Here is a 21,708-nt window from a genome sequence, read left to right on the forward strand (position 1 = left end):
GATCATATTACACATCATAAAAGATCATTATTTGCATCAAATACTTTGAGATCCACAAACGGAGGATTCCATGTCAAAATTTAATTACAAAAGTTTATACCTTATCTCATTAGCAACGGTTTTAAGTGCCTGCGGGGGTGGCGGTGGCGGTGGAGGATCTTCGGATCCTTCACCTACACCTGATCCAGTGGTTGGTGTTCAGCCAAAACTTGCTGTAGCGAGTAATATGTCTGAGGTGTATATGAGCGATAGCAGTGCTATGCTTGAGATGCAATTTATGGTTGAGGATGTTAATCATTTGCAAGTCAAAGCAGCCAGTCAAAATACGCATTTAACTATTTTAAGCAAAGAAGTGGTTAAAACAAGCTTAGATGATAGTAGTGTAACTATAACAGCAGTTGATAACAGCAGTTGTGTGATTAATAAAGAAATGGCAATGGGAGAGTCCTGTCGCGATACGTGGAATGCGTCAACCTCTGAAGAATCTGATCAGTTTGAAGGTAAAATTATTTATAACACGAATGTGGGAAAGGCAGAGGCAGAGATTAAGCTCACCTTTAAATCACCAGATGATCCTGAGTTTAATCTCGATAAATTTAATATTACCGATATTTCACCCATAGGTACGGGCATGCAAAGCAATGTGACAATCAGTAATGCCACCGCTCGTGCGATTAATAATCCTGAGATTATCTTTCCAACCGTCATTGACAGCTACATTAAAAATATTCAAGCACCGACGGAGATAAAAAGTGGTCAAAGTGCCAAAATAAGCTTTGAAATGGAAGATTCACAAGCTGCCCTTGATGCATTAAAACAATGGCAAAATGATATGAGTGCTCATAAAGCGGGCTCAAGTATTGAGTATAGAAGTGCGCGTTTTCCAGTACAAGCTTATCAGTTGCAGCCTGTTATCTATCTAGGTTCTTTATCTTTAGCGGTTAATACGCTAAGCAAGTTTACTGAGGTTAACGGTAAACTTGAGGCAACTGTTTCTGTATTAAATGTCAGTGGTCAGGATATTGCAGGCATTAATACAACGATGATGCAGGAGGAAAATGCAATAACAATCGATACAAGTAGTTGTCGTTTTCCATTATCTGCAAATAATAGCTGTTTACTGAAAGTGATCATTGATCCTGATATTGCCAAAGGCGATGTAACACAACAGCATTTTAATATTACGCTGAGCACACCTGATGTGATTTATCGTGATCATACGACTTTAGAGATTAATATTGATAGCAAAACTGAGGTGGCATTATCAACAGAAAGCACTTTGCTTGCCAATTATAATAATCAAATAGCCTTATCAAATACGCGCTTAATCAACTGGGTTGTCTCAAAGCATATTGAGGATTATCGAATTGTTGATGAAGAGGGTAATGATGTGACATCACGATTTGAGTTAAGTGGTGGTATCAAAGCGCCATCATGTTTGACGGTAACTTCTCTATCTAAGGGGCAAAGCTGCTATTTAAGCGTCAAACCTTTAGCGAATGAAACTGGCAAACGCTTATTTTTAAAGTTATTAAATACCAATGCCAATCAAGCACACAATATCACCTTGCCAGATTACAGTGATAGTGGTGTATATCCAAGTGTGGATTTAAATCCCGATACGGTCGTCAAAAATAAAGATCTATCGCTTTATTTTACAATCGCGCCACCAGTTAATAAGACGTTTGTCGGTTTTGAACTGGTTGGTGTTAATAAGGTTGCTCAAGATGTGGCTTACCCAAATAGTTGTGTTAGCGGTGCGCTAGTAAGTGCTGATAAACCTTGTCAATTAAAGCTTGATATCTCAGGTGACGAGGTTAATACGCCACATTTTAATCCAGAGCTTATTATTCATTGGCAAGATAGTACACAGACAACGACTGACATTAATATTAAAGTGGTTGATCCGACTCAGCCAGGCGAGGATGTCAATGGTTTAGCAGATTTATATCAGTTAGATGCTGCGTTTAATTATATTGATATTAATGTAGATAATATTATGATTTACATTAAAAACACAACGGGGAAAGTGTTATCTAATTTTCAGGTGGAGATTTTACCAAATTGGTTGAGTGAATTAATCGATACGTCGTCATTAACACCGATGACACTTGCTAATCAACAAAACCTCGCCATCACATTACCGTTAAAATCCGGTAAAACGGCAAATGATTTAGTCGCTGTGTTAGAGAGTAACATGTCGGATTTAGCCAATAATACTCAAGCTGGCGCTGATGGTGGAAAAGTAGTGCGTTTTACAGCAAGCAATTCAGTGAATGACTATCGACCAGAATTAACCGTTGACACCTTCCCGCACATTGTGACGCCATCGAACGAAGCAGTCGAACAAAGTTTAAATCAGGTTATGGTGTTTGGTAAACCGAGTATAAAGCATATTGTGATCAATAATCCAACGAATGATCAATACACTATGAGCTTTGATCAATCTTTACCAGGAGAGACTATTATACGTGTGACTAGTGGCGGGGTTAATGGCTTAGCAAACTGTAGTGAGTTTACTACCTTATTAGCAGGTGAGAGTTGTGCGCTAGTAGTGGAAGCCAAAGTTGATGCCTATAACGTACCAGGTAATTATCTAGATGTTATTATGACACCGGTAAACTCGCCAATAACAACACAAACAAAATTGCATATTAAGCCACAAATTAATTATGTTTATTTTGTGAGCTACGAGCCAAGTGAGCAAGCGATTGAAATTCCTTATGCAGGCGATAAACACTATGATTTACAGATATATAACGATGAAATCTATATTCATTGGCTACCGTCAACAGATCTAGCAGACTATGTCATCTCGCATAGAGATGGAGCCGCAGGTTTAACCATAACCACACCAGCGCAAACACCAAGTTGTCTTGATGGTGCGCCAGTTGCAAGTAATGAATACTGCTATATTGGTTTATCCGTTAATGAGATGGCATTAGCAAGGGATGATTATGATTTAACGTTAAAAATGGGGCAGAGCAATCTCGCTGTAGATAGTGTTGATATCTCTTATGTTGCAATTGTTGATCATGGTGTGGCAAGTGTCAGTGTAGAGAAAGGCGCTCAAGTAATTAGCAAGGTAATGCCAAGCAGTAGTGTTGACGTCGTCATTAGACCTCCTCAAGGTTGGCAGGATCAGGTAATGGTTGATCAAGGTTATACAGTCACAGCAAATAATAGTGGTATGACTTTTCCTAAGGGTGATCAGTGTACTTTATTAAGATCTCAGCCAGAAGCAGCGTGCAGGGTTGAGGTACACATTGCAGAGGATATGGTGGTTGGGGAATATGAGTTAACTATAGTGCCAAATACAGCTACAACGCTACCTTTGTCAGAAGCAGTTGTCATTAAAGCTTTGCAGGTGACTAATGAGCAATTCCAGCAGATTTCTGCTGGGGCGTCTGGAACTTGTGCACTTAATTCCATTGGTCAAGCTTATTGTTGGGGGAGTGATAGTAATGGTTTTATTGGAGATGGTACTCCGGTGCAAGACAAATATCAGCCAACTCTAGTAAAAATGCCAGATGGCGTAGTGTTTACTGCTATAGGACCTAAATGGTCTAATTCTTGTGCATTAGGGAGTGACAATAATACCTATTGTTGGGGGCTGAATGACTTTGGTCAATTAGGTGATGGTAGCTTTACCAATAAGTATGAGCCGACTTTAGTGAAAATGCCTACTGGGGTAAGCTTTACGGCTGTATCACTTGGAGGTAGTCATGCTTGTGCTTTAGGTGATGATAATAATACCTATTGTTGGGGTTATAATAGCTCTGGTCAATTAGGTGATGGTAGTACTACTAGTAAGTATCAACCGAGTTTAGTAAAAATGCCTACTGGGGTAAGCTTTACAGCTATCTCCGTTGGAGCTATTCATAGTTGTGCTTTGGGTGATAATAATAACGCCTATTGTTGGGGGGATAATCGCTATGGTCAATTAGGTATTGGTAGCACTGCTGATAAGTATCAACCTACTTTGGTAAAAAAGCCAAATGGCGTAAGTTTCACGGCTATCATTCATACTTGTGCCTTGGGTGATGATAATAACGCTTATTGTTGGGGGGGGAATAGCTATGGTCAATTAGGTGATGGTAGCACTACTGATAAGTTTCAACCCTCCTTGGTAAAAAAGCCAAATGGCGTAAGCTTTACGGCTGTGCTCTCTGGAGGTGCTCATACTTGTGCGTTGGGTGATGATAATAACTCTTATTGTTGGGGGTGGAATGGCTATGGTCAATTAGGTAATGGTAGCACTACTAATAACTATCAACCGACTTTAGTGAAAGTGCCAGCTGGAGTAAGCTTTACGGCTATGTCCGTTGGATATTCTCATAATTGTGCGTTGGGTGATGATAATAACGCTTATTGTTGGGGGAAGAATGGCTCTGGTCAATTAGGCGATGGCACAAACAATAATTCATCTATCCCTATAGCCGTTAAAATGCCGGAATAAGTGAAAATCCCTTTTCTTTAATTACCGATTAAACCTATCAATCACTGAGCTTACACACTTTTGCTCAATTTCAGTGATTTAACATCATGCCTCAAGAAAATCATAAGGAGGATATCATGTCAAAATTTAATTACAAAAGTTTATACCTTATCTCATTAGCAACGGTTTTAAGTGCCTGCGGGGGCGGTGGTGGCGGTGGAGGATCCGAAGATCCTTCACCTACACTTGATCCAGTGGTTGGTGTTCAGCCGAAACTTGCCATTGCCAGTAGCGTATCTGAAAGCTATATGAGTGATAGTAGTGCCATGCTTGAGATGCAATTTATGGTTGAAGATGTTAATCATTTGCAAGTCAAAGCGGCAAACCAAAGTACACATTTGAAAATTCTAAGCAAAGAAGTCGTTAAAACAAGCTTAGATGATAGTAGTGTAACTATAACCACAGTTGATAATAGCAGCTGTGTCATCAATAAAGAAATGACAATGGGTGAGTCATGTAGTGATACGTGGAGTGCGTCAACTTCCAAAGAGTCCGATCAATTTGAGGGAAAGATTGTTTACAATACCAATGTCGGAAAGGCCGAAACTGATATTAAGCTCACCTTTAAATCACCAGATGATCCTGAGTTTAATATGGATAAGTTTAGCATTACCAATATCTCGCCAATCGGTACGGGTATGCAAAGCGAAATAACCATCAGTAATGCCACAGCTCGCGCGATTAATAACCCTGAGATTATTTTTCCAGCAACTATTCAAGCTTATGTGAAAAATATTCAAGCGCCAATTGAGATAACAAGTGGTCAAAGCGTCAAAATAAGCTTTGAAATAGAGGACTCACAAGCTGCCCTTGATGCACTTAAGCTGTGGCAAGAGCAAATGGTCAGTGATCCTAATGCGTTAATTCAATACAAAAGCGCATCTTTTCCCACTCAGGTCTATGAAGTAAGGCCAACGATTTATCTGCAAGAGCTTAAACTAGCAACATCGAGCTTGAATAAATTTATCGAAAGTGAGGGAGTTTACTCTGCCGTTGTATCATTGTTGAATGTCAGTGGCAAAACCATCAACGATATATCGATCGCTATAGCACCACAAACGGATGATATCAGTGTTGATTTGTCAACATGCACTTTGCCATTAGCGTTTAATAAAAGTTGTTTGGTTAAAGTCACTGTTTCCCCTGAGATTGCTCAAAAAGCAGTGGCTGGATACAGTCATGATGTAAGCTTTGTTGGTGTGGATATTGCCTATCGTGAGCCAACGATTTTGCAAGTTAATATGCCAAATGATGTCACTTTACAAATTGGACAAAATAGTACCTTTTTAGCAAACTATCAAAACCAAATTGAGATTCAAAATAATTCACTACTGTATTGGCTGCCATCTAATGAACTTCAAGGCTATCAAATAGTTGATGCCAATGATGAGGTGATTGCATCCGATCGAGTTGAAGTCAGTGATGGTATAAAAACACCATCATGTACAGCTGTCGCATCCTTAGCCAAAGGGCAGTCTTGTTACTTGACAGTGAAACCTAATGACAGTGTTGAAAATGATCAGTTATTTCTAAAGCTATCAGATACCAATCATGATGCATTGCCTAAGCTGTCATTACCCAATTACAGTAGTAATGGCATACAACCAAGTAATCAGCTTAATCCAGAGGCGATTGTCAAAGATCGAGATCTTACTGTTTACTATACGATTGCACCAGCTGTTGAGAAGGTTTATAAATCATTTGAATTAGTTAATATCCCAGAAGCGGTAGAAGATGCAAGCATTACAAATAGTTGTGTGAGTGGTAGTACAGTGAGTGCGCTGTCGCCTTGTCAGCTAAAGATCAATATTCCAGCAGCGGTAATCACAGATAAAACCTTTGCACCGGATTTACGCATTCATTGGCAAGATGATACAACGGCAGAAAGCAAATTATTGGTTGAAATCAAAGATCCTGCAGCCAATGATGATTTGACTAAATTAAATGAGTTAACGCTTTTAGAGCCATTATCAAGTTATATCGATATCGATCAGACAAGTCTGCAAATTACGCTCAATAACAATACCGCAAGAGTACTCTCTGGTGTGCAGTTAAACTTTAATCAAAGTTGGGTTGGCGAGTTATTTGACTTATCAGTTGTCAGGCAATTACATTCAATTGCTGTGAATGATAGCTATACGCTACATGTGCCATTGCAACAGGGCAAAACGACAGAGGATCTGCATCAAGCTGTAAAAGATCATGCTGATGAGATCTTTAGTAATCATGTTAATGGCGATACTTTGGGGAGTGTGCTTGATATTCATACCAGTAATTCTCTTAGCAAGTATTATCCTGAGTTTCGTGTTGATATCATGCCATACATAGATATGCCGCAAACCCCATTATCACAAGAAATGGACTATCAATTGATTTATACTAAACCAGTGAGTCAGTACGTTAAAGTCACCAATCCAACGATATATAATTACATGATCAGTTTTAATGAGAGTTTACCTAATGGCATAACCCGAGTAATGACTGGAAGTATCGATGACTTAGCAAACTGTAGTGAAATAGGGCAATTAGCTGCGGGGCAATCATGTGCTGCTATTTTTGAAGCCAGCGCAAGCGCTGTAGAATCAAGTGGTAATCATGCTGAGATCATATTAACAGAAGCTGATGGTAATTTACCTAGTACGCTGTTAGATATTAGCTTTAAAACGAATTATGTTTATCAGGTAAATTATGTTATTGCTGATCAACCGCTAGAGATACCAGAAACATCTAGCTTGGCTTTTTATGATATTGAATTAGTCAATAATGAACCGGATGTACAATGGGTTCCATCAATGGATATCAGTGATTATTATCTTTCAGGTAGTTTAGAAGGTCTTGAGATTTTGCCAGCTGCTGAGGGCAAAAATAGTTGCACGCTAGGGGCAAGCGTTGCCTTTGGCGAGTCTTGTTATTTACAACTCAGTGTTAGCCAAACAACGCCAGCAGGTGATTATGATCTGCTACTTAATGAGGGCAATAGTAATTTAGCGGGTGATGAGATTAAGGCAGGTAGGTTGTCGATTATTAAGAAAGGCAATACCCAGATCAATGTTGTTGGTCAATATCAGGATATTTATTTATCTAAAGTTTATTTAAATCAAAGTATTAGGCTCAAAATCACTCCGCCAAGTAACTGGCTTGATTACACCAAAGGTGAAGATCTTGTGTATGAAGCATCGTTTCAAAATGCGCAATCAATGAGTTCACAATCACCACCTAAATGCACGATTAGTAAATCTACTCCAACGAAACCATGCTATATCTGGCTTGAAGTAACAGCACTTAAATCAGGGTTTACTACCCTTGATGTTAATATAACAGAGGTAGGTTCTGCGAAGATGAAACCTAATATTAAAAACCCTCAATTTTCGATTAATATTCTTAGTGATACTTGGGCATCTGTATCTGCTGGAGGATATCATACCTGTGCAACAACAAAGGCAGGTTATACTTACTGTTGGGGACGAAATAATGTAGGTCAACTAGGTAACAGGACGACGGTTGATAGTAATCGTCCTTTACAACCTGTTACTATTTCCCGAAATTACCCAGATTTCTATATTGGAAAATTTAAACGTGTAGAAGCTGGGCGCTATCACTCATGTGGTATTACGCTTGAGGGAGATGTCTACTGTTGGGGTGATAATAAACATTTGGAGACAATTGGGAATCCTGGAGTAGTCTATTCATCTTATGGTTTCTATGTTACAGGTAAATCTACTGAAGATAGTAGAGAGATTATTGATCTTTCATTAGGTAATGGTGTGAGCTGTCTTTTGAGAGACCATAATGTGCCCTCTGAAAAATCTAATGCCTATTGCTGGGGCAAAAATGATAAAGGGCAGTTAGGGCGTTCTTTTGCATCTCCAAATGGTCTTTCTTATGGAGACAGCGTACCTGTGGCATCGCAATATTCATTTTGGGACATTGATGTGGGTGGTTATGACCATGTTTGCGCTATTCAAAAAGGAGATAATTTTCCAGTGCGTTGTTGGGGAGGGAACGAGGTTGGACAGTTAGGTATGGGATATATTAGTGCATTTCATGCAGAGTTGGTTGGTCATGTTTACTTCAAAGGTGCAGATAAAAAAAAGCTAAGTCCAGTATCTAATCTTTCGTCTGGCTATGCACACAGCTGTGCTACACTGATGGGAGAATATAGTAACGTCTTTTGTTGGGGAATTAATATTTTTGGTCAGCTTGGTAATGGACAGTCTGGTTATAAGGTCTATGAGGTAAAGGCGGTTAATGCATAATCAGGATATTTATTTATCTAAAGTTTATTTAAATCAAAGTATTAGGCTCAAAATCACTCCGCCAAGTAACTGGCTTGATTACACCAAAGGTGAAGATCTTGTGTATGAAGCATCGTTTCAAAATGCGCAATCAATGAGTTCACAATCACCACCTAAATGCACGATTAGTAAATCTACTCCAACGAAACCATGCTATATCTGGCTTGAAGTAACAGCACTTAAATCAGGGTTTACTACCCTTGATGTTAATATAACAGAGGTAGGTTCTGCGAAGATGAAACCTAATATTAAAAACCCTCAATTTTCGATTAATATTCTTAGTGATACTTGGGCATCTGTATCTGCTGGAGGATATCATACCTGTGCAACAACAAAGGCAGGTTATACTTACTGTTGGGGACGAAATAATGTAGGTCAACTAGGTAACAGGACGACGGTTGATAGTAATCGTCCTTTACAACCTGTTACTATTTCCCGAAATTACCCAGATTTCTATATTGGAAAATTTAAACGTGTAGAAGCTGGGCGCTATCACTCATGTGGTATTACGCTTGAGGGAGATGTCTACTGTTGGGGTGATAATAAACATTTGGAGACAATTGGGAATCCTGGAGTAGTCTATTCATCTTATGGTTTCTATGTTACAGGTAAATCTACTGAAGATAGTAGAGAGATTATTGATCTTTCATTAGGTAATGGTGTGAGCTGTCTTTTGAGAGACCATAATGTGCCCTCTGAAAAATCTAATGCCTATTGCTGGGGCAAAAATGATAAAGAGAAGTTAGGGCGTTCTTTTGCATCTCCAAATGGTCTTTCTTATGGAGACAGCGTACCTGTGGCATCGCAATATTCATTTTGGGACATTGATGTGGGTGGTTATGACCATGTTTGCGCTATTCAAAAAGGAGATAATTTTCCAGTGCGTTGTTGGGGAGGGAACGAGGTTGGACAGTTAGGTATGGGATATATTAGTGCATTTCATGCAGAGTTGGTTGGTCATGTTTACTTCAAAGGTGCAGATAAAAAAAAGCTAAGTCCAGTATCTAATCTTTCGTCTGGCTATGCACACAGCTGTGCTACACTGATGGGAGAATATAGTAACGTCTTTTGTTGGGGAATTAATATTTTTGGTCAGCTTGGTAATGGACAGTCTGGTTATAAGGTCTATGAGGTAAAGGCGGTTAATGCATATCTAGATAGTATGATTCTCAAGCCAGATTCAATTCAAACAGGTAGTGAGTATAGCTGTGTTATCGTGAGTCAGAATGGTGGTGCTAACTTTAATAAGGTTGCTTGCTGGGGATCTGCAGGCTTTGGGCAGATGGGTGTTAGCAACATGGGTACAAATAGATTAAGACCTGAAATTGTGATGGATTTTTCTGATAAGCTTCGCGAGATTCATCAGCTGACACTTGGAGAGCATCACACCTGTGTTTTAGGTGAGTCAAATACAAACCGTGAGGTTAATCGCATATTTTGCACAGGGTCTAATCTTTATGGTCAAGTCGGGGGTACTTCACAGGATGTAACGACACCTATTGAGATCCATTACCCACGTTAAGCTAAAGCAAGAAATTCTTCTGACCCTGATCTTGTTTATTTAATTTAAATGACTTTCAGCTTTACTGGAGGTCATTTTTTTTTGAAGTTTTTAAAATTATGATGAAATACTCAGGTTAAGTATATTCACTTGAATGGGAATATTTGGTGATATTTTGGTATCAAAAAAGATACAGGCTATTACACCCATGAAACAGCTATTTAATTTGATTTTGCTTAAACTGATCATGTTTTCACAAACAAGCATAACAACAAAACAAAGAGGAAATAAAATGAGAAATACTAAAAAAATTATCGTCTCTAGCATCGTATTAGCAGTAGCAGCAGCAAGTTATTCAAGTGCTTTTGCAAGAGTTGATATTCCTACTGCTGCAGAGGTGAAAAACTCATTATCAAATGATATTACTGTCACACAAGTAGGTGGTAATATGTGTCTGATGGGTGATGGTTTTGAAAAATTAGACAATAATCGCTTTCTACTAAAGTCAGGTACAACTGGGGTTATGAATTGCACTACTCCTATGTTTCAAAAAGGGCGCGGTGCAAAATTTGATGTGGGGCAAGATAAAAGTATTGCTTTTTTTAACCCAAATACAGGTAGTCCGCATGTTGATGGTTACAGAGGTGATATTAAGGATTTTGAAATATATCACGGGTATGCAATATCAAATTTCATGGATAACGACTACAGTGGCATAGTTTACGAGAGTGTTAATGAGTCAAAACAGTCAATGAACGGCGTGTATCAATTAGGTGCGGATATTACTACAGCGATACCATTTTCAGTTAAAATGCCAAATGGTGGTAAAACCTATATCAACATTGGGACAACAGCACCTTTTTAACAGCAACTACTAACAAGTAATACAACTGTAACCTGTGATCATCATTCGCCGGTTACACACTTAAGTCCAGATAATATCCGATGGTGATCGTTAAGGCAGAGATAAGTTTTAACTTACCTGTCAATTTAAGGATTGCCATCTATACTTCATATAATCATTGATATAAAGGATGATATAAGATGGACAATGAAGATGTTCAGGTTTTACGCTTGTTACTTACCGGCGCTAAGGTAACTGAGATTGGTGAGCAAATTAATTTATCGCAACCAGCGGTAACTGCACGCATTAATAAACTTAGAAAGTATTTTGATGATCCGCTATTGGTGCGAGATGGCAAAGAGATGGTACTAACTGCTAAAGCTCTGTCGCTTAGCAATGCGATAACGCGCTTACATGAAAGTATTCAAAGTCTTTATCCTATTGAGCATTTTGATGCTAAAAACACACCGAGTATTATTAATTTGTATATATCTGATGGGCATTACTATTTTTGTTTTGAAGAGTATATTGATGCAATTTATGAGGTCAGTGATTTGCATGAAGTGCGCATTACGGTATTCCCATTAGAGTCAGGTATTGAAGGGCGCTATGATTTTCAAAATGCCGACATTATTATTGGCACGGTGTATCCAATAAAAGGCTTTACTCAGGAAATTATTGCTTGGGATCAGTATCAATTGGTTCATCAGGTGAGACCTTTAAAAAATACTAAAAAAATAACGATGCAGCAGTATGTGAAATTACCACATGTTGTATTTGCAAGAGAGGATGAGAGCAATCCATTTTTAGAGTATTTATCAAGACCGGATCCTAGAAATATTAAATTGCGTACCAACAATATAAACGTTGCTTATCCACACCTTGCTCAAGGGAGATGTGTAGCAACGCTTGGTGAGTCTTTTGCCAAAGAGCATGGATTGGCGTACTTGCCATTACCTTTTTTTACACCCGAGATTCCGATTGCATTGTCATACCCAAATTTCTTACAGATTGATGCTAAAAATCGTTGGTTAAGAAATCTATGTGCCAAAGTTATCCGCACTAAAGCTCGTGCGCTTAACTTAAAGCTTGGAGTATAAATCTTATGGACATAAAAGATTATCTTGTATTACAAACCTTAATTACTGAGCGCAGTCTTAGTAAGACAGCGAAACTTATGAATATGTCACAGCCTGGCGTGACCTTGCGTTTAAATAAAATACGCAATGAGCTTAAAGATCAAATATTGGTGCGCAATGGTCATAATATGGAGCTTACGGCAAAAGCACATGCGATATTGTCAACCTTGCAGCAAATTAATCATGAGTTTGTTGCTATCTTGCCAAATTTACAGCAGTTTGATCCATATAAAACACCCGCTCAGTTTACCATTCATGTTATTGAAATTGCTTATGATGTTATTGCTGAGCGCTTGATCAATGAAATACAGCGCTATAACAAAGATCATGTGATCTCGCTACAGATTTTTCAAGGGGTCTATAACTATGAATATGTACATCAATTTGATAAAGCAGATGTTATTATCGGCTTCTATGAACATTTATCAAATTTTGGTGTTAAAGTCATTGCTGAAGATGGTTTTGTTTTAGCTTATGATCGTTACCCATTGACACAAAAAGCAATTGATTATGAGACATATATCAACTTACCACATGTTGCCCACAGCATTAGTAGTGATGACAACCTATTTGTTCAAACCTATTTAGGAATTCCCGATCCAAGAAATATAAAGTTAAGATGTGCAAGGATTGATCGAATCGTCTCACTGTTAAAAGATCGATATGTGGCAACTTTACCTTTAAACTACGCTTTATATAAAGGGTTAAATGTTGTTCCTTTACCATTTGAAACAGCGAAAGTGCCAGTAACGTTGGCTTATCCTAAACGTCTTGAGCATAATGTGCAAAATAGATGGCTTAGAGAGCTGTGTGAACGAGTGTGTTTAGAATGTATCAATGCGTTGTAGTATTTTCCATTAATGAATACGATTGCATTTTGCCATTTGCTTATAGGTAACTCCAGTGAGTAACGCCAAGCAAAATACAAGGCAAAAAATCTGTAAAATAATTGACGATGGGTATATAATCGCGGGCAGTTTTTAATGTGGTGATGAGTGTTTCCTGTATGCAAGATATACATAAGCATAGATTGTTGATTTTAGATTTTGGTTCGCAATATACGCAATTGATCGCGCGTCGTGTACGTGAGATTGGTGTGTATTGTGAGATTTATCCTTATGATGTTGATGTGAGTTTTATCAAAGATTTTGCTGCCAGTGGCATTATTCTCTCCGGTGGACCTGAATCAGTTAATGAATCAGTACATGTCAGAGCGCCTGAATGTGTGTTTGAATTAAATGTCCCTGTACTAGGTATTTGCTATGGCATGCAAACTATGGCACACCAATTCGGTGGCGAAGTTGCCTCATCTGATAAACGTGAGTTTGGTTATGCCAAGATTGAGATCAGTAAAGTAACCCCTTTGTATGAATCAGTACCGCAAACCCAAGATGTGTGGATGAGCCATGGTGATAAAGTGGTTGATCTAGGCTATGAATTTGAAGTGATTGCTTCTTCTGAAAACGCACCGATTGCGGCGATGGCACATAAAACAAAGCCATATTATGGTGTGCAATATCATCCAGAGGTGACACATTCTGCTTATGGTAAAGAGTTGCTTGAGAACTTTGCCTTTAAAATCTGTGGCTGTGAAGCATTATGGAACCCTGCAAGCATCATTGAAGATGCCGTGCAAAAAATCAAAGCACAAGTTGGATCTGATGAAGTCGTTTTAGGCTTATCAGGTGGTGTTGACTCATCTGTCGTTGCTGCCCTTTTACATAAAGCGATTGGTGAGCAATTAACCTGTGTGTTTGTTGATACTGGGTTATTGCGCTTGCACGAAGGTGATCAAGTCATGCAGACATTTGCTGAAAATATGCATGTTAATGTTGTGCGGGTGAATGCAGAAGAGCGATTCTTAGCTAAGCTTGAAGGGGTTAATGACCCTGAGAAAAAGCGTAAAATTATCGGTAATTTGTTTGTTGATATCTTCGATGAAGAATCAGCCAAACTTAAAAATGCTAAATGGTTGGCACAAGGCACGATTTATCCTGATGTGATTGAGTCAGCAGGCAGTAGCAGCGGTAAAGCGCATGTGATTAAGTCGCATCATAACGTCGGTGGTTTACCTGAAGACATGAAGCTTGGGCTTGTCGAGCCGTTAAGAGAGTTATTCAAAGATGAAGTGCGTAAAGTGGGCGTTGAGCTAGGTTTGCCATATCGTATGGTGTATCGTCATCCATTCCCAGGCCCTGGTTTGGGTGTGCGTATCTTAGGCGAGGTCAAAAAAGACTATGCTGATATCTTGCGTCAAGCTGATTCCATCTATATGCAAGAGCTAGAGAAAAGTGGTTATTATGATAAAGTCAGTCAGGCGTTTGCTGTGTTCTTACCGGTGAAGTCTGTTGGTGTGATGGGTGATCAACGTAAGTATGATTATGTTGTTGCCTTAAGAGCGGTTGAGACCATTGACTTTATGACGGCACGTTGGGCGCACTTGCCTTATGAGCTGGTAGGTCTTATTTCCAATCGGATTGTCAATGAAGTTAAAGGGATCTCTCGCGTGGTTTATGATGTTACAGGCAAACCACCAGGAACAATTGAGTGGGAATGATCAAATAATTAGGGTTGCTCACTTTAGAAAAACTATAATTTTATAAACACCCCGTCAGCCTACGGCTGCCACCCCTCTTGAAAAGAGGGGAATTAGGCAGCAGTGATTTTATATTCCTCTCTTTGCAAGAGGGGTGCTTAAGCTTGCGAGGTGGAGTGTTGAAATAGAAAAGTCCATAACTTCGCTAAATAATACTGTGTTGCTGTTTTAGATTGGTTAATGCTGTTTTTGTTTTCTTTAAGCGCTGAGCTGCACGCTGTTCATTCAATCTTGCGTAGTTATACACCAAAAAGTCAATGATTGTTAACTGCTTTAATCGATGTGCCATTGGTACAAATAGTCCTGTATCGACTTGTTTTTTGATATTCAAACGCACGCTCGCTGTTTGATCAACTGGTGAGCCTGGGTCGGTAATGGTGATTACCTTTGCACCATTACTGCGTGCAAGCTTACATAGGCTAATCAAGGCTTCTGATTTGCCACTGTTAGAAATGGCAATAATTGCGTCCCCTGGTTCCAAAGAGCCAATTGCCATTGCTGACATATGCATGTCAGGATAGTAGCCAACTTTTGGCATCATTCTAAAGAGTTTATGGAAGCTATCAAAAGCGGTGCAGTTTGATGCACCAAAGCCACAAACAACAACCTTATTAGAGTCAATTAGAATGTTTGTCGCTAACTCAAGCTGCTCGTTGTCAATTTCACGATCGACATTGGCGAGTGCTGCACGCGCATATTGAGCAACCTTATCTTTAACAACAGCAGTAGAGTCATCAAGCTTTATATCAATCGATTCATTGATTTTTCCAAGGGCTAATTCCTCAGCAAAGCGAATCTTGAATTCTTGAAAACCTTTGCAACCCACCGCACGACAAAAGCGGACGATTGTTGGTTCACTCACACCAACATTATGTGCAATTGTCGTGATGTTTAACGAAGTTGCCTCATGGCTGTTATCGATAATCCAATTTGCAACCTTTTGCTCAGATTTTCTTAATTTAAACTCCCCATTTTGAAGTTTTTCTAACATTGTTTCATCATGTCTCACGCTTTTGTACCCCTAAGTTGCCGCGGTGTCACTGCATTTTTAGCGTTTAAACGCTATAATCTGCAGAGACATTAAGTTTTGCTCATAACCATAAAAAAATTGGGCGCATTATAACATGGCGTGTAGATAATAAACATGGATCACAGTAAAAATGATAAAACATTTTATATACAACTTATCAAAGAATGATCCTGGGGCACATGTGTTGTCAATGGTGATCAAAGTTGGTGCGATTATGCTTATCTATTTTCTGATTGCATGGCGCCTAGGTTTTGTTTATGAAGTCATTATTTGGGTGTTTTATTTTCTGGCATTCGCTGCCATTGTTTGTGCGGTGGGCGATATATATTCACGACGCAAGATATTTCTATGGTTTTTAGCAGGATTTGCTCTGGCATTAACCGTATCCTACTGGTTGCACCCCTATAGGTTATTAAGTTTCAGTTTAGTAATTATCTGTGCGTACTATGCTTTTTGGGTGAGAAAATATGACCATATATTTAATCAATTTCCTGGTTATTTGGTGATTGTATTAGCGATATCGTCAATCCAGTTGCCGGTGCTTAAACAGGATCTAACACAGTTATATATCAGCCTATTATGCGTAGGGAGCGCTTTTTTTGTGTTGGTGTTAATGCTGCGCCCATGGGATACGCCTAGGCAGTTATTACGCGTCTTACAGATGCATGCGATTTTTTTGCAAAATGAAACACGTCATATTTTGCATATGGCATTTGATGTCAATGCAGGTGTTTTTGATATAGATAAAACCCAAAAAGAAGTTAACACGCGTTTGATCACGCTGCACGATAAGGGGGCGAGCTGGATTATTTTACCGAAACGTAAAGTTGCTTGGCATAAATGCTATGCTCATTATCACAACCTAGTGCAGAATACTTTCCGCTTAATCTTTTTCTATTACACGCTATCCAAAAGAAAGTCAGTCATTGCTGAGGATGTTATTAAAAAAACGGCACTTAAGGATATCGTTTATATGGCAACTAAGCTTGCAGTCTGGGTGTTTTTGCTGAATAAAGATGAGGACTTTAAACATCAGCTAACTCAATTTAAAACACATATCGATCATTTTAAACAAGCGGTATTAACTCTATCTACACTAAAAGGCTGCCAAGTCCTTGTTTTTGAGATATTACTTCTTCTAGAGAGTTTACATAGCACTACGCTATCTTTGAGAGAGGTTGTGCATGAGATTGATTAATTGGTTAAATGCATTGCCGGTTTACAAGTTGTTGGCAATTAGGGTAGCAAGTGCTTGTTTACTTGCTATTGTAATCACTGAAGCTGTTGGTTTACAACGTAACTACTGGAGTGTTTTGGCAATCATATCTATCAGCATTAGCGTACATGCCAGAGAAGTTTTATTTCGCTCTAAAGCTGTTGTTATTAATACGATTTTAGGTTGCTTTATTGGGACAATTGCTTATTACCTATTAAATCTATATGTACCGTTTTATGTGATTATCACGGTGATCTTGGTGTTAGCACTTTATACGCTTTATTTTAGTGTGGTGCACTATGCAGTGGGCGTTTTCTTTAGCAGTATTTTTGTGGTGATGTTTATCGGTACTTTATCCTTTTGGGATGTGTCGTTACTTATCGCGCGCATATTGGATATTGCAATAGGCGCGTTGGTGATTCTGCTCATTAGTAGCGTATTAAAACAGCGTAATTTAAGAGAAAGATTCTATATGGAATTCTCATCGGTTTATCTTACACATAAGCAAATTATTGAAATGTTTTTAATGCAAAAAGCAGAAAATGACAAAATATTAATAATAGATAAAGAAAATGATTTTGATCAAAGTGGTGAAAGTGATGAAAGTTTGGATAAAGAGATATTAAGACTACTTATCGATGAGTTAGCATTGCAAGAAAAGCATATGGTTGAAAATTTTATTAACACTAAAACAGAGCTAAATAAAGCGCAAATCAATATGATCAAGGTGTTGCTATCAACAATGCGTGAACTTATGTCGGTTTATCGTGCTTTGCTACTATTGGATAATCGTCAAAGCAACCAGAAATTACTTCATTTTTGCCGTCAGAAACTAGTGATGTTTTTTGATCTGTTAAAAAATGAGTATGCTGCGTTTGAGAAAATGATTAATAAGCTATCTAAAAAATAGTTGATTACGGCAGTCTTGTATTTGTGTATCGATACATAATTGCAAAATTCTTTTGTGCGTTTGTAAAAAGCGTGTTATCGTAGCCAAACTTATGCTTAACTTAAGTGTCATTTTATGCAATTAAATACACGCTATGGTCAGTTTGGGGGCTGTTACGCGCCTGAGAGCTTGATGCCGATTTTAACAGAGATTGAGAGAGGCTTTATCGCCATTGAACAAGATGAATCCTTTCAGTTAGAATTTAAACGTCTATTAAAAGACTACGCAGGACGCGAAACACCAATTACCTATATACAGAACTTATCGAATAAATATGGCGCCAATATTTATCTTAAGCGCGAGGATTTATTGCATGGTGGTGCGCATAAAACCAATAACACCATTGGTCAGATGCTCTTGGCCAAATACCTTGGTAAAAAGCGCGTTATCGCTGAGACGGGCGCCGGTCAACATGGTGTGGCAACGGCGATGACCGGAGCGATGCTTGGACTTCAAGTTGAGATCTACATGGGCGCGGTTGATATCGCCCGACAAAAGCCTAATGTTGAACGGATGAAATTATTTGGTGCTAAGGTTCATAGCGTGTCATCAGGAAGTGCAACATTAAAAGACGCGATCAATGATGCAATGCGTGATTGGATTACCAATGCTGAGGACACCTACTACTGTTTCGGTACTGCGGCAGGACCGCATCCATTTCCAGCCTTAGTGCGTTATTTTCAAGAGATCATTGGTAAAGAAGCACGTGCGCAAATGCTTAAATTAACTCGTGCTTTACCTGATGCGGTTATTGCTTGTGTTGGGGGGGGGAGTAATGCGATTGGCATATTCAGTGGCTTTTTGAGTGATGAAAAGGTGGCTATTTATGGCGCGGAGCCCGCGGGCAAAGGGCTAGAGACTGGAGAGCATGCGGCAACGATGAACAAAGGTGAAATAGGTGTATTCCATGGTATGCAATCACTGTTCTTACAAGATAAAGATGGGCAGATCAAAGAGCCCTATTCGATCTCAGCAGGATTAGATTATCCTGGCATTGGACCTGAGCATGTTTATTTGCAAGAGAGCAAACGCGTGAGTTATCTTACCATCACTGATGATGAGGCAATTGCAGCATTTGAAGAGTTATCAAAAAAAGAGGGTATTATTCCAGCTTTTGAATCAGCGCATGCTTTAGCATTGGCATTTCAATTAGCACAGTCGCAGTTGAAGGGTAAAACCATTTTAGTGAACTTATCTGGGCGGGGTGACAAAGATTTACAAAGTTATTTTAGATATAAAGGACTTTCCGATGAGTAATCGATTTGACAGATTGTTTAAAGATCACAGCAAAAAAATATTTATGCCATTTTTTACCTTGGGTGATCCTAATTTTGATGAAAGCCTACATATCATATCTGCAGCAATTGATAGTGGTATTGAAGCGATTGAACTTGGCTTTCCCTTTTCTGATCCGATTGCCGATGGTCCAACCAATCAACGCTCGATGGAAAGGGCACTAAAATCAGGTATGACGTTTGATCGCTGTATTGAGATGCTAAGTATTATTCGCCGGAAATATCCAGATATCGCAATTGGCTTACTGATTTATTATAACCTTTTATTTAAGCAAGGTGAAAGCGCTTATCAAAAGCTGCAAAGTGTTGGCATCGATGGTGTGGTCTGTGCCGATTTACCGTTAGAAGAGTCAAAAGAACATGAGACCTTACTTAAGAAATATAATATTGGTGCGGTACAAATGGTTGCCCCAAACTCATCCGATGAGCGTGTCAAGCAATTAGCCAGTCATAGTAGTGCGTTTAATTATGTGTTAAGTGGCTTTGGTACAACCGGTGCTAAAAGTGAGATTGCTCCTCAAACCATCGCACGAATCAAGCATGTAAGAGCACTGATTGATCAGCCAATGGTCGTTGGCTTTGGTATTTCAAAACCTGAACATGTTCACGCAGTATGGCAAGCCGGTGGCAATGCGGCGATTGTGGGTAGTTACTTTACTTCATTAATTGAACAGCATTTAGATAATACAACAATAGCAGCTGATAAAATACGTCAGTTTATTAAGGCGCTCAAGTAATCAATAATTTAAAAATAAGTTGACTCTACTTGTACCTCTCCCCTTGTGGGATCGCTCGTGCAGCTTCAGCTGCGCGGGTGAGGGGGTAATTGCAGTTCAACTTATTTATTATTGCACGTTGCACTCTCTGGGAAGAAGAAAAGTAAATGGCTTCGACTGACGCTTAAGCCAACTGTTATACATTGATGCTTTATAATAGCTCGAGCAATATTTCCCCCAGCTTATTTATCGTTTTTATATCAGTATTCAATGGTGGCAGCCAATAAATAGTATTACCCAATGGACGCATTAGCGCGCCTTTTTCAATCGCTCGTTGATATAGTTTGTAACCCGCACGTGGCTCAGTGGTTTTTAGATCAGCAGCAACAACGCCACCAAGGCTGCGAATATTATGCAGTTTCTGGGTGCTTTGAGCGATTTCTAGCATGATATTATGCATCGTTGGCGCCAATGTTTTATTAACATAGTTAAGTATACTCTCACGCTCAAAAATAGTGAGTGTTTCTAAAGCAACTCTAGAGGCCAATGTGTTACCACTATGGGTATGCGAGTGCATAAAGGCTTTCTGTGTTGCATAATCATCATAAAAAAGCGCATAAATATCATCATGCGTTAAGCAGATACTTAAGGGTAGCATGCCTGAAGTAATGCCTTTGGATAAACAAATAAAATCAGGTGTAATATCAGCATGCTCACAAGCGAGCATTTTTCCTGTGCGTCCAATGCCGGTCATAATTTCATCGGCAATTAAGTAAATATCATTCTCTTTACACCATTTGGCGAGTCTGCTTAGATAGTCTTTGCTATAGATCAGCATGCCACCAGCGCCTTGAATCAATGGCTCGATAATCACCGCATTTAGCTTATCTTTAATTGCCTCTAATTGCATCTGTGACTTTTGCCAAGCACATTGCGTATCATGCCAAAGCGGGTCATTAATACCAGTCACATAAGGAATATCTTTTAAGAAAGTGCAATCAAATAATAAGGCTTGATAAGCCTCTTTGTACAAACCTAAATCACTGACACTTAAGGTGGCGCAAGTTTCACCATGATATCCATTTTGCAGTGCGACAAAATGCGTTTTGTTTGACTGTCCTTTAATAACACGTGCATGAATACTCATTTTCATTGCAATTTCAACAGCACAAGAGCCATCACTGGCAAAGAGTGCTTTATCGGTATGGGTGAGTTGACAAAGCTTTTGTGTTAAGACCTCAATGGTTGTGTTTGTGGTGTTTGCCAAAATTGTATGCTCAAGTGCGTCTAGTTGCTGTGTTAAGGCTTTTTGCAAATCTGGGTGGCTATGACCTAATGACTTAGACCACCAGCTTGAGATGGCATCAATAATCGGTTTGTCATTATGATAAATAAAGCTGCCTCTGGCCTTGGTAATATGAAGTGGTGAGAAGGTTTCATAATCTTTCATTTGTGAGCAAGGGTGCCAAAGATTGGTCGAATACATTTTTTTGTAAACCTTAATAAAATTATAAGTTGACTAAAGCGGCAAGTATATCTAGATTGTTGCCGATGTAAAAGTATCGCAATGTGAAAAAGTGAAAAAGTGAAAAAGTGAAAAACAGAGGATCAAGGATAATAATGACAATG

Annotated in this window: 13 protein-coding genes; 11 read left to right on the forward strand and 2 right to left on the reverse strand. The window is 39.0% G+C overall.

Annotation, left to right across the window (positions count from 1 at the left end; genetic code table 11):
* Positions 1 to 70 precede the first annotated feature (70 nt).
* The 7 genes from DNJ75_RS00355 (at position 71) to guaA (ending at position 14,834) form a co-directional block, all read left to right on the forward strand.
* Complete coding sequence (locus DNJ75_RS00355) at positions 71 to 4,459, forward strand: RCC1 domain-containing protein (protein ID WP_117001182.1); 4,389 nt, start codon at positions 71 to 73, stop codon at positions 4,457 to 4,459.
* A 116-nt stretch (positions 4,460 to 4,575) separates the two neighbouring features.
* On the forward strand, positions 4,576 to 8,754 hold the full coding sequence (locus DNJ75_RS00360) for an RCC1 domain-containing protein (RefSeq protein WP_157968148.1): 4,179 nt from the start codon (positions 4,576 to 4,578) through the stop codon (positions 8,752 to 8,754).
* Positions 8,747 to 10,315 carry an RCC1 domain-containing protein gene (locus tag DNJ75_RS00365; RefSeq protein WP_117001184.1) on the forward strand — a complete coding sequence of 523 codons (1,569 nt, stop codon included), beginning with the start codon at positions 8,747 to 8,749 and terminating at the stop codon, positions 10,313 to 10,315. Before DNJ75_RS00360 ends, DNJ75_RS00365 begins: the two co-directional genes overlap by 8 nt.
* A gap of 271 nt (positions 10,316 to 10,586) precedes the next feature.
* Positions 10,587 to 11,159: a hypothetical protein gene (locus tag DNJ75_RS00370; protein WP_157968149.1), complete on the forward strand. Its 573-nt coding sequence runs from the start codon at positions 10,587 to 10,589 to the stop codon at positions 11,157 to 11,159.
* 179 nt (positions 11,160 to 11,338) lie between these two features.
* Positions 11,339 to 12,238 (forward strand): LysR family transcriptional regulator, encoded by a 900-nt coding sequence (locus DNJ75_RS00375; RefSeq protein ID WP_117001186.1) that lies wholly within the window; start codon positions 11,339 to 11,341, stop codon positions 12,236 to 12,238.
* Between the two features lie 5 nt (positions 12,239 to 12,243).
* On the forward strand, positions 12,244 to 13,125 hold the full coding sequence (locus tag DNJ75_RS00380) for a LysR family transcriptional regulator (protein ID WP_117001187.1): 882 nt from the start codon (positions 12,244 to 12,246) through the stop codon (positions 13,123 to 13,125).
* A gap of 158 nt (positions 13,126 to 13,283) precedes the next feature.
* Complete coding sequence (guaA, locus tag DNJ75_RS00385) at positions 13,284 to 14,834, forward strand: glutamine-hydrolyzing GMP synthase (RefSeq protein WP_117001188.1); 1,551 nt, start codon at positions 13,284 to 13,286, stop codon at positions 14,832 to 14,834.
* 184 nt (positions 14,835 to 15,018) lie between these two features.
* Here the strand turns inward: guaA and DNJ75_RS00390 are convergent, their stop codons facing one another.
* Positions 15,019 to 15,864, reverse strand: a complete 846-nt coding sequence (locus DNJ75_RS00390) for a MurR/RpiR family transcriptional regulator (protein WP_150468900.1) — start codon at positions 15,862 to 15,864, stop codon at positions 15,019 to 15,021.
* A gap of 169 nt (positions 15,865 to 16,033) precedes the next feature.
* Here DNJ75_RS00390 and DNJ75_RS00395 point away from each other — a divergent pair, with 169 nt between their 5' ends.
* The 4 genes from DNJ75_RS00395 to trpA all read left to right on the forward strand — a co-directional run bounded on the left by DNJ75_RS00395 (position 16,034) and on the right by trpA (position 20,100).
* A complete protein-coding gene (locus DNJ75_RS00395) occupies positions 16,034 to 17,101 on the forward strand; it encodes a hypothetical protein (RefSeq protein ID WP_117001190.1) in 1,068 nt (355 codons plus the stop codon).
* Entirely contained in the window at positions 17,088 to 18,029 is a 942-nt protein-coding gene (locus DNJ75_RS00400) for an FUSC family protein (RefSeq protein WP_117001191.1), read from the forward strand. Before DNJ75_RS00395 ends, DNJ75_RS00400 begins: the two co-directional genes overlap by 14 nt.
* A 114-nt stretch (positions 18,030 to 18,143) precedes the next feature.
* Positions 18,144 to 19,325 carry a tryptophan synthase subunit beta gene (gene trpB, locus DNJ75_RS00405; RefSeq protein WP_117001192.1) on the forward strand — a complete coding sequence of 394 codons (1,182 nt, stop codon included), beginning with the start codon at positions 18,144 to 18,146 and terminating at the stop codon, positions 19,323 to 19,325.
* Positions 19,318 to 20,100, forward strand: coding sequence for a tryptophan synthase subunit alpha (gene trpA, locus DNJ75_RS00410; protein WP_117001193.1), 783 nt, complete (start codon positions 19,318 to 19,320; stop codon positions 20,098 to 20,100). Before trpB ends, trpA begins: the two co-directional genes overlap by 8 nt.
* Before the next feature lie 190 nt (positions 20,101 to 20,290).
* Here the strand turns inward: trpA and bioA are convergent, their stop codons facing one another.
* Positions 20,291 to 21,565 (reverse strand): adenosylmethionine--8-amino-7-oxononanoate transaminase, encoded by a 1,275-nt coding sequence (bioA, locus tag DNJ75_RS00415; protein ID WP_117001194.1) that lies wholly within the window; start codon positions 21,563 to 21,565, stop codon positions 20,291 to 20,293.
* Between the last annotated feature and the right edge of the window lie 143 nt (positions 21,566 to 21,708).

The sequence above is a fragment of the Cysteiniphilum litorale genome (assembly GCF_003428165.1).
In the GTDB taxonomy this organism is placed as follows: Bacteria; Pseudomonadota; Gammaproteobacteria; order Francisellales; family Francisellaceae; genus Caedibacter; species Caedibacter litoralis.